Origin of the sequence: Rhodanobacter sp. Root480 (assembly GCF_001426645.1) — a bacterium.
Lineage (GTDB): Bacteria > Pseudomonadota > Gammaproteobacteria > Xanthomonadales > Rhodanobacteraceae > Rhodanobacter > Rhodanobacter ginsenosidimutans.
The window spans coordinates 1,344,047-1,359,169 of the sequence record NZ_LMEX01000001.1 but is presented as its reverse complement, the minus strand read 5'-3'; the positions used below and the strand labels follow the sequence as shown (position 1 = coordinate 1,359,169).

The 15,123-nt window shown below is 65.8% G+C and carries 12 protein-coding genes, 1 tRNA gene and 1 riboswitch; of the genes, 10 read left to right on the top strand and 3 right to left on the bottom strand.

Going from position 1 to position 15,123, the window contains the following annotated elements; all coding sequences use genetic code 11:
* Positions 1–106: 106 nt before the first annotated feature.
* Both ASD22_RS06395 and ASD22_RS06390 read left to right on the top strand, forming a co-directional pair.
* Complete coding sequence (locus tag ASD22_RS06395; protein WP_056080377.1) at positions 107–361, top strand: helix-turn-helix transcriptional regulator; 255 nt, start codon at positions 107–109, stop codon at positions 359–361.
* Positions 291–1,592 carry a type II toxin-antitoxin system HipA family toxin gene (locus ASD22_RS06390; RefSeq protein WP_082520136.1) on the top strand — a complete coding sequence of 434 codons (1,302 nt, stop codon included), beginning with the start codon at positions 291–293 and terminating at the stop codon, positions 1,590–1,592. Before ASD22_RS06395 ends, ASD22_RS06390 begins: the two co-directional genes overlap by 71 nt.
* A gap of 93 nt (positions 1,593–1,685) precedes the next feature.
* Here ASD22_RS06390 and ASD22_RS06385 read toward each other — a convergent pair whose 3' ends face one another.
* The gene (locus tag ASD22_RS06385; protein ID WP_056080372.1) at positions 1,686–2,216 is read right to left on the bottom strand and encodes a winged helix-turn-helix transcriptional regulator; all 531 of its coding nucleotides are present in this window, start codon (positions 2,214–2,216) and stop codon (positions 1,686–1,688) included.
* A 141-nt stretch (positions 2,217–2,357) separates the two neighbouring features.
* On the opposite strand from ASD22_RS06385, the gene ASD22_RS06380 reads away from it, so the two are divergent.
* The 4 genes from ASD22_RS06380 (at position 2,358) to ASD22_RS06365 (ending at position 7,140) form a co-directional block, all read left to right on the top strand.
* On the top strand, positions 2,358–3,635 hold the full coding sequence (locus tag ASD22_RS06380) for a D-amino acid dehydrogenase (RefSeq protein WP_056080368.1): 1,278 nt from the start codon (positions 2,358–2,360) through the stop codon (positions 3,633–3,635).
* The gene (gene alr / locus ASD22_RS06375) at positions 3,635–4,708 is read left to right on the top strand and encodes an alanine racemase (protein ID WP_056081065.1); all 1,074 of its coding nucleotides are present in this window, start codon (positions 3,635–3,637) and stop codon (positions 4,706–4,708) included. The genes ASD22_RS06380 and alr overlap by 1 nt, the downstream gene beginning before the upstream one ends.
* 76 nt (positions 4,709–4,784) lie before the next feature.
* Entirely contained in the window at positions 4,785–6,077 is a 1,293-nt protein-coding gene (locus ASD22_RS06370) for a homocitrate synthase (RefSeq protein WP_056081062.1), read from the top strand.
* Between the two features lie 115 nt (positions 6,078–6,192).
* A complete protein-coding gene (locus tag ASD22_RS06365) occupies positions 6,193–7,140 on the top strand; it encodes a sensor domain-containing diguanylate cyclase (protein WP_056080365.1) in 948 nt (315 codons plus the stop codon).
* Between the two features lie 81 nt (positions 7,141–7,221).
* Here the strand turns inward: ASD22_RS06365 and gcvP are convergent, their stop codons facing one another.
* The gene (gene gcvP, locus ASD22_RS06360; RefSeq protein WP_056080363.1) at positions 7,222–10,146 is read right to left on the bottom strand and encodes an aminomethyl-transferring glycine dehydrogenase; all 2,925 of its coding nucleotides are present in this window, start codon (positions 10,144–10,146) and stop codon (positions 7,222–7,224) included.
* Positions 10,147–10,183: 37 nt separating this feature from the next.
* Positions 10,184–10,285: riboswitch (glycine riboswitch) on the bottom strand.
* A gap of 168 nt (positions 10,286–10,453) precedes the next feature.
* Here gcvP and ASD22_RS06355 point away from each other — a divergent pair.
* Positions 10,454–10,921 carry a VOC family protein gene (locus ASD22_RS06355; RefSeq protein WP_056080360.1) on the top strand — a complete coding sequence of 156 codons (468 nt, stop codon included), beginning with the start codon at positions 10,454–10,456 and terminating at the stop codon, positions 10,919–10,921.
* Between the two features lie 180 nt (positions 10,922–11,101).
* On the opposite strand, the gene ASD22_RS06350 is transcribed toward ASD22_RS06355, so the two are convergent.
* Positions 11,102–11,188, bottom strand: a tRNA-Leu gene (locus ASD22_RS06350).
* A gap of 263 nt (positions 11,189–11,451) precedes the next feature.
* Here ASD22_RS06350 and rnr point away from each other — a divergent pair.
* Genes rnr through ASD22_RS06335 form a run of 3 tightly spaced genes read left to right on the top strand, consistent with a single transcriptional unit; the run spans position 11,452 to position 15,052 of the window.
* Positions 11,452–14,040: a ribonuclease R gene (gene rnr, locus ASD22_RS06345; protein WP_056081059.1), complete on the top strand. Its 2,589-nt coding sequence runs from the start codon at positions 11,452–11,454 to the stop codon at positions 14,038–14,040.
* Positions 14,037–14,783, top strand: a complete 747-nt coding sequence (rlmB, locus tag ASD22_RS06340; RefSeq protein ID WP_056080357.1) for a 23S rRNA (guanosine(2251)-2'-O)-methyltransferase RlmB — start codon at positions 14,037–14,039, stop codon at positions 14,781–14,783. The genes rnr and rlmB overlap by 4 nt, the downstream gene beginning before the upstream one ends.
* Positions 14,780–15,052, top strand: a complete 273-nt coding sequence (locus ASD22_RS06335) for a hypothetical protein (RefSeq protein ID WP_056080354.1) — start codon at positions 14,780–14,782, stop codon at positions 15,050–15,052. The genes rlmB and ASD22_RS06335 overlap by 4 nt, the downstream gene beginning before the upstream one ends.
* Positions 15,053–15,123: the final 71 nt, after the last annotated feature.

Sequence of the window (15,123 nt, the reverse complement as noted above, 5' to 3'; positions counted from 1 at the left end):
CACCCTGGGAATGGCTTCGTTCCCGCCGCGGCGGAGGTGGTCTGGATTCATAAACTAAATGACTGTCAAGCTGGACATTTAGAGATGGATGTCTGATATTCGAGACATGGATATCGATTTCCTTCTACGCGACACGGGCCGCCAGATCCGCGAATTGCGCAAACGCCGGGGCCTTACCCAGGCTGCTCTGGCTGAGCGCGCCGGCATGGCGCGCTCCAAGCTCGTGCTGCTGGAACAGGGCAGGGGCTCGGTGGCTTTCGAAAGTTACGCCCGGATCGCGGCGGCGCTGGATGTGGCGTTCCGGCTGGAGCCGGCGCAACGCCCGGCCTTTGAGGAGCTCGCGGAGCATTACCGTGAGTAGGGAAACGGCCACCGTCGTGCTTGCGCAGGTGTTGACGCCGCAGGGCGTGAGCGGCGACCTGCATCATGAAGCCGGGCACTATGAATTTCGCTATTCGGGCAGCACCCCTGATGTCGCGGTAAGCCTGACCATGCCGGTGCGGCGCGATCAGTACCGCGCCACCCAACTGCTGCCGATCTTTCAGCAAAGCCTGCCAGAGGGTTTCGTGTTGGAGCAGCTGCGCCTGCGTCTGGCCAAACTCAGCCATTTCGATCCCATGTTGCTGCTTGCGCTCACCGGGAACGATGGCGCGATCGGTCGTTTGTGCGTGCAATCGCCGGAGATCGAGCATCTGTTCGGCAAGACGAAAACGGCGGCGAAAGGTGAGCGGTTGGCAGAGATCCTCGCGTGGGACGGCACCGAAAATCTGTTTACCGAATTGGTGGAACGCTATCTGTTGCGCACTGGCGTTTCGGGCGTGCAGCCGAAGGTACTGGTACCCGAGCGGTTCGAGCCTCCGGCATCGAAAGCCACCTTGATCGCCGGCGACCTGATCGTGAAAAGCGGCCAGGTGCAGTACCCGGGACTGGCGATCAATGAGTTCGTATGCATGTCGATCGCGCGCGCCGCCAACATTCCCGTGCCCGAGTTTTATCTGTCCGACCGACACGACCTGTTCGTGATGCGTCGTTTCGATCGCCGACATGACGACGGGATGCCGTTGGGCTTCGAGGACATGGCGACGCTGATGGGGCTGGGTACGCCGCAAAAGTATGAAGGCAGCTATGAGCGCCTGGCCAGGGTCATCCGCAACAACTGCCCGGCCGAAAACGTACGGGCGGCGCTGACCCAGTTGTTCGACATGGTGGCGCTGTCGGTGATCGTGGGAAACGGTGATGCACACTTGAAGAACTTCGGTTTGCTCTACACCCACCCCGCCGCAGCCGACTGCCGCATTGCGCCGGCCTATGACATCGTCAACACCACCGCGTACCTTCCCGACGATGCGCTGGCGCTCACTCTCGGAGGCAGCAAGAGCTTCCAGGCAGCGCGGCTGCATCTGCTGGAGCTGGCCGGACGCTGCGATATCGAGCAGCCGCGCGAACGGGTTCGGCAATTGTTGGAGGCCTGCGCGCAGCAGCTGCAAACCCACGCCGACCTGCTTGAGGAAGCACCTGTCGTGAAGCAGGCCTTGCATCACTGCATGCAGCGAATGGAGGCGGGTTTCAGTCGTCCGCTGGCGTCGCGTTGATTCCGGGGTTTGTGCACGCTGCATCCAGCCACGTGTACATGCTGCCTGGCATGGGCAGGATTTTCAGACGCTGTGAGCGACAACCTCGGCCGCTCATGGCCCTGAGTCGCCCTTGCCATCCCGCCCGCCCTCGGCGCGACCGATGCGGTCGCCGATGGGCAGGGTCAGGGTTTCCTTGGCTTCTTCCATCACGATGTAGCTTTTCGAGTCGCGCACGTTGGGCAGCGTCAGCAAGGTGCTACCCAGCAACTTGCGGTACGACGCCATGCCGGAGATGCGCGCCTTGATCAGGTAATCGAACGCGCCGGAGACCAGGTGGCATTCCAGTACGTTGGGCAGGCGCAGCGCGGCGGTGCGGAATTCCTCGAAGATGTCGCCTGATTTGTAGGCCAGGCTGATCTCCACGAACACCAGCAGGCCGGCGCCGACCAGTTGCGGATCGAGCCGCGCGTGGTAGCCGGTGATCACGCCGTCGCGTTCCAGTCGGCGCACGCGTTCGGTGCAGGGCGTGGTGGAAAGGCCGACCCGCTCGCCCAGGTCGGTGAACGATATGCGGCCCTCTTCCTGCAGCACGCGCAGGATTTTCCGGTCGATTTTGTCGAAGTTGCGGCGTTGGCCGGCCATGAAAGCTCCGTTGCTTGCCTGTTTGGCAGTGATTTTACCTGTCATTGGCACAAAAGACGGAAAACAAGCCTGGTCGAACCTTCCTATACTCGCCTCCGATTCCCGCGCAGGTGCGGGCGAACGACAGGGCGGGCGAGGGCAATGCGGGTATTGATATTGGGCAGTGGCGTGATCGGCGTCTGCAGCGCGTGGTATCTGGCGCGCGCCGGGTTTGAGGTCACCGTGGTCGATCGCCAGCCGGGGCCCGGGCTGGAAACCAGCTTCGCCAACGCCGGCCAGATTTCCCCCGGCTATGCGTCGCCATGGGCCGCCCCGGGGGTGCCGCTGAAGGCGTTGAAGTGGCTGTTCATGCGTCACGCGCCGCTGGCGATCCGGCCCGGCCTCGATCCGCAGCAATACCTGTGGCTGCTGCAGATGTTGCGCAACTGCACGGCCAGCCGCTACGCCATCAACAAGGCGCGGATGGTGCGCCTGTCCGAGTACAGCCGCGACTGCCTGGATGAGCTGCGCAAGGAAACGGGGCTGGAATACGAAGGCCGCCAGTTGGGCACCATGCAGGTGTTCCGCACCCAGGCACAGCTTGACGGGGCGGACAAGGACACGGCCGTGCTCGATCAGTACGGCGTACCGTACGAACTGCTGGACCGCGCCGGCATCGTGCGGGCCGAGCCGGCGCTGGCCGGCGTGGTCGACCAGTTGAGCGGCGCCTTGCGCCTGCCTCACGACGAAACCGGCGATTGCGAGCTGTTCACCCGGCGCCTGGCCGAGCGCGCGCAGGCGGCCGGTGTCGAGTTCCGCTTCGGTGCCACCATCGAGAGGTTCGAGCACGATGGCGGCCGCATCACCGGCGTACGGATAGACGGCCAAACGGAACGCGCCGATCGCTACGTGCTGGCGCTGGGCAGCTATTCGCCGCGGCTGCTGGTACCGCTGGGCATTCGGTTGCCGGTCTATCCGTTGAAGGGCTATTCGCTGACAGTGCCGATTACCGACCCGGCAATGGCCCCAACCTCCACTATCCTTGACGAAACCTACAAAGTTGCCGTGACCCGGCTTGGCCAGCGCATCCGCGTTGGCGGCATGGCCGAGGTCGCCGGCTTCGATCTGTCGCTGTCGCCACGCCGGCGCGCGACGCTGGAGAAAGTGATCAACGACCTGTACCCCCATGGCGGCGACCTGACCCGCGCCTCGTTCTGGACTGGCCTGCGCCCGGCGACGCCGGATGGTACGCCCGTGGTCGGCGCCACCCGCCTCGACAACCTCTACCTCAACACCGGTCACGGCACGCTGGGCTGGACCATGGCCTGCGGCTCGGGTCGCTACCTGGCCGACCTGATGACCGGGCGGCCGCCGCAGATCAGTGGCGAAGGCCTGGATATTTCCCGCTACGGCACGCGTGCTGCGGGGGCGAACGCTTGATGCGCCCGGCACGTGCGCTCATCGATCTGGCCGCGTTGCGCCACAACTATCGCCTCGCACGCGAGTTGGGCGGCCGCAAGGCGCTGGCCGTGGTCAAGGCCGACGCCTATGGTCACGGCGCGGTGCGCTGTGCCCGCGCGCTGGAACCCGAAGCCGATGGTTTTGGCGTGGCCTGCATCGAGGAAGCGCTGGAGCTGCGCGAGGCCGGCATACGCGCGCCGATCCTGCTGCTGGAGGGTTTTTTCGAAGCGTCCGAGCTGGCGTTGATCGAAGCCCACGACCTGTGGTTCGTGGTGCAGGCAGACTGGCAGATCGACGCCATCGAGCGCGCGCGGCCGGCGAAGCCGTTCACGGTATGGCTGAAGCTTGATTCGGGCATGCATCGGCTGGGTCTGGCGGCGCAGGATTACGGCGCCGCGCTGCATCGCCTGCAGGCAATGCCGCACGTTGGTGAAGTGGTGGCGATGACTCATTTCGCCCGCGCCGACGAACTGGATTGCGACCGCACCGGGCAGCAGCTGGCGCTGTTCAACCAGGTTTGCGCGGAGGCGTCGCTGCCGACCAGCCTGGAAAACTCGCCCGCACTGCTGGGCTGGCCGGATGTGCATGGCGACTGGTCGCGGCCTGGCCTGATGCTGTACGGCGCCTCGCCGTTTGCCGGCACCCATCCCGTGGCAGACCGCTTGCGCCCGGTGATGACGGTGGAGTCGGGAATCATCAGCGTACGTGACCTCGGCGTGGGCGAACCGGTGGGCTACGGCGCGCGCTTCGTCACCCGCCGGCCCAGCCGCATCGGTGTGGTGGCGATGGGTTATGCGGACGGCTATCCGCAATTCGTTCCCAATGGCACGCCGGTAGCCATCGATGGCCAGCCCGGCGACCTGGTCGGCCGCGTGTCGATGGACATGCTGACGGTGGATCTCACCGATCATCCGACTGCCGGCCTGGGCAGCCGGGTCGAGTTGTGGGGTGCGCAGGTGCGTGTGCATGACCTGGCTGCGCGCTGCGAGACCAGCGCGTACCAGTTGCTGTGTGCGCTGAAGCGGGTGCCGCGTACTTACGTGGAGGAGTAAGCGCGGCGTCAAACACCGCTTGTATGATCTCGGGCGCCGCGATCGATCGTGCGTCGACGTCAACAAGGGGACCATCGTGCCACTGACACAGCAAGCGCTGGAGCGTGCCCATGCCATCCTGGCCCGGGCGGACGCCAAGCTGGACCAACTGCGCCGCATCGAGCCGTACCTGATCGATCTGTCACTGCGGGAAAATCCGGTGGGCTCGAACCTGGGCCAGACGCTGGCGGACAAGCTGGCGATCCTGCCGAAGCTGCGCGAGTTCGGTTTCCGGAATATCTCGCTCGGCACGCTCGATTACGCGATGCCGGAGGAGCTCGAGGTCGACGACGATTTCATGCAACACCTGCGTGACCAGCAGGTCGACATGACCGGCTGCTTCGCGTTCACGGCGATGGGTATCCAGTCGGCCGGTGGCACGTTCACGCCCGATCCGTCGCAGTTGAAGTTGCGTGCGTACGGCGTGCCCAACACGGTGCAAGAGATCTCCATCACCAAGGCGGGCAGGGGTACGCAATACGACCTGGAAACCCTGCGCCGCAGCCTGCCGGCGAGCATCGACTGGTTGTGCCAGAACATCCGCGGCGAGGACGGCACGCGGCCGCGCATCCTGGTCAATATTGTCGATGGCTGCGATGCCTTCGCCGAATGTCCCGAGGTGACCTGTTCCATCATCGACCTGCTGGCGGGGCTGCCGATCGAGGGCGTCACCTTCGAGGACGACCGCGGCAGCTACCTGCCGTTCCAGGTCGGCGCCTATGTGGCGGTGGCGCGCAGCCTGTTGCCGCCGCCGCTGAAACTGCTGGTGCATATCCATGCCGGCGCCGGTTTCGAGAATGCCTCGGTGATCGAGGCGCTGCTCAATGGCGCCGATGGCATCTGGGGCGGGTTGCCCAAGCGCGCGGCGATCATCGGCCATGCCTCGCTGGGCGAACTGATCGCCAACCTGGCGCGCGTGGGCAATCCGCATGTGCAGGATTACCAGTTGGACCAGCTGTTGCCGTTGGCGACCGGGCTGCAGGAGCTGGACGACCTGAAACCGGTGCCCGACGACCTGCCGGTGCTGGGTCACAACGCGTACCGCCTCACCCTGAGTTCGTTCAGGCAGATCCCGGGCCGCTTCATGGATCTGGCGCCACGGGTGATCGGTGGAAGCTACCGTTATCGGGTCTGCCCGGTAGTCAGCGATCCGACGGTGATCGCGGGCCGGCTGGCGGAAGTGACCGGGCAGCCGGCGAGCGATTTCCCCGAGGAGATCACCCGGCAGATGATTCGCCTGATGCGCCGCGATTTGCGCGCCGGCGAGCGCATTGACTATGACGAGCCGCAGCAACTGCTGGCCTTGCTGGCTCGCGCCGGACAGCCCTGAGGTGTACTTTGCGCGGATGGACGGCATGCAGCGGTGCGTCTCATCGCCTGATTCGCGGCTCCTGCAAGATCAAAAAAACGTCGGCATGCCGGCTCTGGATCGGATGGAGGGAACGATGGTGGACATCGAAGCAAGGACCGAGCTCGACGGTGACGTCTACAGGACGTTGCTGGAATCCACCAACGCGATTCCCTGGAAGATCGACTGGGCCACGATGGCGTTTGCCTATATCGGGCCGCAGATCGAGAGCCTGCTCGGCTGGACGCCGGAAAGCTGGGCAAGCGTGCAGGACTGGGTCGACCGCATGCATCCGGAAGACCGCGCCTGGGTAGTGGATTTCTGCGTGGCGCAGTCGAAGGACGGCGTCGACCACGAGGCGGACTACCGCGCGCTGAGCAAGAACGGCGAATACGTGTGGATCCGCGACGTGGTGCACGTGGTGCGCAACGCCGAGGGTGAGGTCGAGGCGCTGGTCGGTTTCATGTTCGACATCAGCGAGCGCAAGCGCACCGAGGAGAAGCTGCTCAACATGCAGCGCGAGCTGGAACGGCTTTCGTTCAAGGACGGCCTAACCGGCGTGGGCAACCGGCGTTGTTTCGACAAGGTGCTGAAGAACGAATGGAGCTGCGCGCAGCGCAGCCGGCAGCCGTTGTCGCTGGTGATGCTCGATATCGATTATTTCAAGCAGTACAACGACCACTACGGCCATATCCAGGGCGACAACTGCCTCAAGCAGGTGGGCGCCTTGCTCGACTCCATGGCCACCCGGCCGCGCGATTTCCTGGCCCGCTACGGCGGCGAGGAGTTCGTGCTGGTGTTGCCCGAGACCGACGCGCAGTCCGCTCGCAGCATGGCCGAGCGTTGCCGCGAGTTGATCGAGCAGACGCAGATGCCGCACGAGAAATCCAGCGCGGCCCCGGTGCTGACGGTCAGCCTGGGTGTGGGCGCGGTGGTCCCCGACATGGCCGACGAGCCGTTGTCGTTGATCGACGCAGTGGATCGCGCGCTGTACCAGGCCAAGTTGCAGGGCCGCAACCGCATCGCGATGGCCGACGAGCCGTAGCGGGCGACATGGTCGACAGGCGTCAACAAGCAAAGGCCCCGCATGCGGGGCCTTTGCCGTTTCCGATGATGCAACGGCGGTTTACGCCTCGACGTCTTCCTTGTACGCGTCCACCGGAATGCAGGCGCACATGATGTTCTTGTCGCCGTAGACGTTGTCGACGCGGGCTACCGGCGGCCAGTATTTCTGCAGCTTCAGGCTGGCCAAGGGGAAGGCGGCCAGTTCGCGCGGGTAGGCGTGCGTCCATTCGCTGGCGGTGACCGTGGTGGCAGTGTGCGGCGCGTTTTTCAGCGGGTTGTCCTCGCGGTCGAGCTGGCCATTCTCGATGGCGCGGATCTCGTCGCGGATCTGGATCATCGCGTCGATGAAGCGATCCAGTTCGCCCTGCGATTCGCTTTCCGTCGGCTCCACCATCAGCGTGCCCGACACCGGGAAACTCAGCGTGGGTGCGTGGAAGCCGAAATCGATCAGCCGCTTGGCCACGTCCTCGGCGCTGATGCCGGTGCTGTCCTTCAGCGGGCGCAGGTCGAGGATGCACTCATGCGCCACCAGTCCGTTGCGGCCGGTGTACAGGGTGGGATAGTGCGCTTCCAGGCGCCTGGCGATGTAGTTGGCGTTGAGCAGCGCCACTTGCGTGGCCTTGCGCAGGCCCTGCTGGCCCATCAGGGTGATGTACATCCAGCTGATCGGCAGGATCGACGCGCTGCCGAAGGTGGCGGCGCTGACCATCGCGCCGTTGCCGGTGCCCTGGGTGCGCGCGCCGTCGTTGCCCAGCGCGCCCGGCAGGAATGGCGCCAAGTGCGAACGCACCGCGCACGGGCCGACGCCGGGGCCGCCGCCGCCATGCGGGATGCAGAAGGTCTTGTGCAGGTTGAGGTGACTGACGTCCGAGCCCCACTTGCCGGGCTTGGCCACGCCGACCAGCGCGTTCATGTTGGCGCCGTCGGTGTACACCTGCCCGCCGTGCTGGTGGACGATGTCGCAGATGGCGACCACGTCTTCCTCGAACACGCCGTGGGTGGACGGGTAGGTCAGCATGATCGCGGCGAGGTTGGCCGAGTGCTTCGCGGCCTGCGCGCGGATGTCTTCCAGGTCCACGTTGCCGTTCGCGTCGCACTTGGTGACCACCACCTTCATGCCGCAAAGGTGGGCGGACGCCGGGTTGGTGCCGTGGGCGGATTCGGGGATCAGGCAGATGTCGCGATGGCCTTCGCCGCGCGACTGGTGATACGCGCGAATCGCCAGCAGGCCCGCGTATTCGCCCTGGGCGCCGGAGTTCGGCTGCAGGCTCACCGCGTCGTAGCCGGTGATCTCCGCCAGCTGCGCTTCCAGCCCCGTGATCAGTTCCTGGTAGCCCTGCGTCTGAGCGGCGGGTGCGAACGGGTGGATGTTGGCGAATTCCGGCCAGGTGACCGGGATCATCTCGGCGGTGGCGTTGAGCTTCATGGTGCACGAACCCAGCGGAATCATCGTGCGATCCATCGCCAGATCCTTGTCGGCCAGCGCACGCATGTAGCGCAGCATCTCGTGCTCGCTGTGGTGGCTGTTGAACACCGGGTGGGTGAGGAAGGGCGAGGTGCGCCGCAGCGTCTCGGGGATCAGCGACGGCGCGTTGGCGTCCAGTGCATCGATGCTGGGCAGCGTCGCGCCATCGCCGCCGAAGATGCGCCACAGCAGTTCGATGTCGGCGCGCGTGGTGGTTTCGTCCAGCGAGATGCACAGGTACTCGCCCCACGCCTTGCGCAGGTTGGCGCCCAGCGTCACCGCGCGGGCGGCGAGGGCGTCGGTGCGGTCGCCGGTCTTCAGGCTGATCGTGTCGAACGCGCTGTCGTGGTGGCTGGCGCTGAAGCCGAGTTGCTGCAGGCCGGCCTTCAGGATCGCGGTGAGCCGCGCCACGCGCGAGGCGATGCGCACCAGCCCGTCCGGGCCGTGGTAGACCGCGTACATCGAGGCCATCACGGCAAGCAATACCTGGGCGGTGCAGATGTTGCTGGTGGCCTTCTCGCGGCGGATGTGCTGCTCGCGCGTTTGCAGGGTGAGGCGGTAGGCCGTGTTGCCCTGCGCGTCCACCGACACGCCGATCAGCCGGCCCGGCATCGAGCGCTTGTACGCATCGCGGCAGGCCATGAAGGCGGCATGCGGGCCGCCGAAACCGAACGGCACGCCGAAGCGCTGCGAGTTGCCGATCACGATGTCGGCGCCCATTTCGCCGGGCGTCTTGAGCAGGGTCAGCGCCAGCAGATCGGTGGCGAAAATCGCCAGCGCATTCTTCGCATGGATCTTCGTGGTCTCTTCGCTCCAGTCCATCAGCCAGCCGCTGCTGGCCGGGTACTGGATCAGCGCGGCGAAGTAGTCGTCCGCGGCGATCGCGGCGTCCCACGCCTCGGCCGAGTCGGCCAGCTTGATCACCAGGCCCAGTGGCTCGGCGCGCGTGCGCATCACCTCGATGGTTTGCGGGTGGGCGTCGCCAAACACCACCACGACGTTGCCCTTGGCCTTGGCCGAGCGCCTGGCCAGGGTCATCGCCTCGGCCGCGGCGGTGGCCTCATCCAGCAGCGAAGCGTTGGCGATGTCCATGCCGGTGAGGTCGGCGCACAGCGTCTGGAAGTTGATCAGCGCCTCCATGCGGCCCTGCGAGATTTCCGCCTGATACGGCGTGTATGCCGTGTACCAGGCCGGGTTCTCGAGGATGTTGCGCAGGATGACGTTGGGCGTGAACGTGCCGTAGTAGCCCTGGCCGATGAAGCTGCGGAACACCTGGTTCCTGTCGGCGATGGCGCGGATTCGGGCCAGTGCGTCCTCTTCGGTGATCGCCTCGGGCAGGGCCAGCGGCGCGGTCGACTTGATCGAGCCGGGCACGATGGCGTCGGTCATCGACTCCAGCGAAGCGTGGCCGATCGTGTGCAGCATGCGGGCGATTTCGGTGTCGTCCGGGCCGATGTGACGTTCGATGAACGCGCCATGGTGTTCCAGGTCGCGCAACGAGGCATGGGTGGGGTAGCTCATGTCAGGGCATCCGAAGACAGCGTGCGTGCCGCACGCGGGGCGCCCCTCTGTCCTTTTGCCTGAGAGTTTGGAAGCACCGTTGTGGTCGCTTCGTGCCCCTTCGGCGCCGGATTCAACCGGTCTCTCCAGAGTGTTTGCGCGCGGTGGTATGGGGGCCTGAGCGATTACGGGCGTTGCGTCTTCGGCAGCAGTCAATTCCAGCAAGGGACGACCGCTTCTCCCACCATGCGTTTACCGCGGCGATTATACAGGGGCTGGCGGCGCGACGGCGCTATCCTCGGACACCGGTTCATGCAAGGAAAAGGTGATGATCCGTATTGGCGAAATCGACCATGTGGTGCTTCGCGCCATCGACATTGAAGCCATGCAGCGCTTCTACGTCGAGGTGCTGGGATGCCATGAGGAGCGCCGGCAGGACGAGATCGGCCTGTTGCAGTTGCGCGCGGGCGCATCGCTGATCGACCTGGTCAGCATGGACGGCAAGCTGGGTCGTCAGGGTGGCGCGGCGCCCGGCCCCGAGGGTCACAACGTGGACCACATCTGCCTGCGCGTGGAGGCGTACGACGAGGCGGCAATCATGGCTCATCTCAAGTCGCATGGTGTGCGCATCGGCGAGTCGGGTTCGCGCTACGGCGCGCGCGGCGAGGGGCCGTCGATCTATCTGTACGACCCGCAGGGCAACATGATCGAGTTGAAGGGGCCGGCGGTTACGGGCGCGGCTCCTTCCCTGCGCGCAGGGGAGGTCGGGAAGGGTGAGGCTTCTGCCCTGGATTGACGAAGAGCGACCCCTCCCCAACCCTCCCCTGCTGCGCAGGGGAGGGAGCAGGGCGCAGGTTCTTCCTGACTTCAATCAGACCCGGAAAAGACGAAGGCCGCTTTGAAAGGCGGCCTTCCTGACTTTAATCGAACCCGGAAAAGACGAAGGCCGCCTTGTTAGGCGGCCTTCGTTTACAATTGGTGCCCAGAAGAGGACTCGAACCTCCACGGAGTTGCCCCCGCTAGCACCTGAAGCTAGTGCGTCTACCAATTCCGCCACCTGGGCAGTGGGTCTCACGTCGCTGCAGCAGCTGCGTGAGCCGCGTAATGTAGGCACCTGCCGATAGCTTGTCAACACTTTTCCACCCCCCTTTCCCTCGCGCCGTGGCATTCTCCGCGTCGCGTACATCACAAGGACACTGAGTGACCAGAAAAACCCCTCCCCATTCCGGCAAGCCGCCGGAATCCTCGCCCGCGAAGAAACCGGCCCGCCGCTCGCCGCGTGCCAACGCTCCCGCGGACAAGCGCAACCGGGCTGCCGTCGGCGCCGTGCGCGATCCGCAAGCCGAGCGCGAGGCCCGTCGCTACGACCGGCCCATCCCCAGCCGCGAGGCGATCCTCGCCCTGCTCGAAGAACGCGGCGAATTGCTGACCGAGGCGCGCATCGCCGAGGCGTTGCAGATCATTGAGGAAATCGACCTCGAAGCGCTGCGCAAGCGTCTCGCCGCCATGGTGCGCGACGGCCAGTTGCTGCTGGGCCGTCGCGGCGGCTACGCGCCGACGCAGAAGCTCGACCTGATTGCCGGCCGCGTGTTGGCCAATGCCGAGGGCTACGGCTTCCTGCGCCCGGACGAAGGCGGAGAAGATCTTTATCTGTCGCCGCAGCAGATGCGCGCGGTGATGCATGGTGACCGCGTGCTGGCCAGCGTGGTCGGCATCGACCGTCGCGGCCGCCGGCAGGGCGCCATCGCCGAAGTGCTGGAGCGTCGCTCGCCGCGGCTGGTCGGCCGCGTGGTGATCGAGAACGGCGTGACCCTGGTGACGCCCGACGATCGCCGCCTGCATCTTGATGTGCTGATCAAGCCGGGCGAGGACCAGGGCGCACAGTCCGGCCAGATCGTGGTGGCGGAAATCACCGATCCGCCCACGGCCCAGCGTGGCCCGATGGGCGTGATCCGCGCCGTGCTGGGCGAGCGCCTGCAGCCGTCGCTGGTGGTGGAAATGGCGATCGCCAGCCACGACCTGCCGCACGAATGGCCTGCCGCCGTGCTGCGCGATGCGGCCCAGGTGGAATCGGTGGTGACCGCCGCCGAGCGCGAAGGCCGCACCGATATCCGCAAGCTGCCGCTGGTCACCATCGACGGCGCCGACGCCCGCGATTTCGACGATGCGGTATACGCCGAGCCGAAGCGCGGTGGCGGCTGGCGGTTGATCGTGGCCATCGCCGACGTGTCGCACTACGTGCAGGTGGGCAACGCGCTGGATCGCGAGGCCTACGAACGCAGTACCTCGACCTATTTCCCCGGCTTCGTGGTACCGATGTTGCCGGAGACGCTGTCCAACGGCATTTGCTCGCTGAACCCGAAGGTCGACCGGCTGTGCATGGTCTGCGACATGGTGGTCGACGCCGATGGCGCGGTCAGCAAGGCGAAGTTCTATGACGCGGTGATGCTGTCGCACGCGCGGCTCACCTACGACAAGGTGTGGCAGGCGGTGGGTCTGAAAGACGCCGATGCACGCCACGAAGTGGCCGACGTGCTGCCGCAGCTGGAAAACCTGCACGCGCTGTACAAGGCGATGGCGGCGCAGCGCAAGCGTCGTGGTGCGATCGATTTCGAGACGCCCGAGGTGAAGTTCCGCCTCGACCAGACAGGCAGCGTGGAGTCGATGGGCGCCACCGAGCGCAACGACGCGCACAAGCTGATCGAGGAATGCATGATCGCCGCCAACGTGCAGGCGGCGCTGTTCCTGGAGAAGAAGAAAATCCCCGCGCTGTTCCGTGCCCACGAGCCGCCGCCGGCGGAGAAGTACGAGGATCTGCAGCAGTTCCTGCGCGAGTTCAAGTTGCGCATGCCGCCGGTGGATGAAGTGACCCCCGCGGATTTCTCCGAAATCCTGGCGCTGGTGCACGACCGCCCCGAGCGCGAGCTGATCCAGAACGTGCTGCTGCGCTCGCAAAGCATGGCTGCCTACCAGCCCGAGAACCGCGGCCACTTCGGCCTGGCGCTCACCGCGTACGCGCACTTCACCTCGCCGATCCGCCGCTATCCCGACCTGCTGGTGCATCGCGCCATCCGTTACGCGCTGACCGGCCGCAAACCCGCCGATTACACCTACAGCCCCAGCGACATGGCGGCGATGGCGATCCATTGCTCGCAGCGCGAGCGCCGCGCCGAGGAAGCCGAGCGCGACGTGGACGAGCGCTTCAAGTGCGCCTGGATGGCCAAGCACGTGGGCGAGGAATTCGACGGTGTGGTCACCGGCGTCACCTCGTTCGGGCTGTTCGTGGAGCTGGACGCATCGAAAGTCTCCGGCCTGGTCCACATCAGCCAGCTGGCCAACGACTACTACCACTTTGACGCCACCCGCAAACTGCTGAAGGGCGAGCGCACCGGCGCGCAGTTCCGCCTGGGCGACCACGTGCGCATCCAGGTGCTGCGTGCCAGCCTGGAGGATCGCAAGATCGATTTCCGGCTGGTGGCACCGCGCGCCACGGCGGTGCCTGTCGCCAGCGGCAAGGCCTACGACTATGCCGCCAGCGGCGAGCGTTACTCGCTGCCGAAAGCGGCTGCCGCCAAGAAGCAGGGCATGTTCGGTCGTGCCGCCAAGGCCATCGGCCGCGCGTTCGGCCGCAAGGACGCCGTGGCGGCGCCCGAGGCGGCACCGCCCGCCGTCACCACTGCCGAGCCCGCACGGCGCACACGCCAGCAGGCCGACACCAGCCAGCGCCCGCGCTCTGCGAAGAAGACAGGCGACGCTACGGCCCGCCGCCCGCGCAAGCAGGGCGGGGAAGCCGCGGGCAAGCGTGAAAAGGCGGCGGTCGCTCCGAAGGCCAAGCCGGCCGGCGCATCGAAAAAAGCCGCGCCCGGCAACAGCAGCCGGCGTCGATCGAAACAGAAACCGAAGGGCGAGCAATGAGCGAAAGCTGGATCGTAGGCATCAATCCGGTCGAAGGTGCACTGAGCAATGATGCCGAGCGCGTGCGCGAGGTACTGGTGGAAAACGGCCAGCGCAACGCGCGCGTGCTGGAGCTGGCCGAGCGTGCGAAGAAACTGAAGATTCCTGTGCAGCATCGCCCGCGCGACGAACTGGACAGGCTGGCCGGCGAAGCGCGCCACCAGGGCGTGGTCGCTCGTTACGAAGCGGCACCGGCCGCGCATGAGAGTGACCTCGCCGGCCTGCTGGAGCGCGACGGCAACACCGCGCTGGTGCTGGTGCTCGACGGCGTCACCGATCCGCACAACCTGGGTGCTTGCCTGCGCAGTGCGGCGGCGGCCAAAGTCACCGCGGTGATCGTGCCCAAGGACCGCGCGGTGGGGCTCACCCCGGTGGTGCGCCGTGCTTCGGCCGGCGGTGCCGACCGGGTGCCGCTGATCGCCGTCACCAACCTGGCCCGCACGCTGCGCGAGCTGAAGGATGCGGGCGTGTGGATCACCGGCCTGGCCGGCGACACCGACACCTCGATCTATGGCGTCGACTTCAACGGCCCGGTGGCCATCGTGCTGGGCAGCGAGGGCGAGGGCATTCGTCGGCTCACCCGCGAGTTGTGCGATTTCGTGGCGAAGATTCCCATGCCCGGCACGATGGAAAGCCTCAACGTTTCCGTCGCCACCGGCGTGGCGTTGTTCGAAGCCTTGCGCCAACGGACGTCCAAACGATGACGACACTTTATTGGCACGACTGGTCCGGCTACATCGGCGTGTTGCTGGTGCTGTTGGCGTTCTTGCTGTTGCAGGCGCATCGCCTGCACGGCAATGGCCTGACGTATCAGTTGCTGAATGCGTTCGGTGCGCTGGGCGTGCTGCTGTCGCTGGTGTTCGGCAGCTTCAACACGTCTGCCTTCGTGATGGAAGCGGCGTGGCTGTTGATCAGCGTCTACGGCATCGTGCGCGGCACGCGTCTGCGTCGCGAGAAACGCGACATTTCCTGATCGCTGTGGGAGCGACTTCAGTCGCGATGCTTTTTACTCCCGGATTCACCCAGGAGCATCGCGGCTGAAGC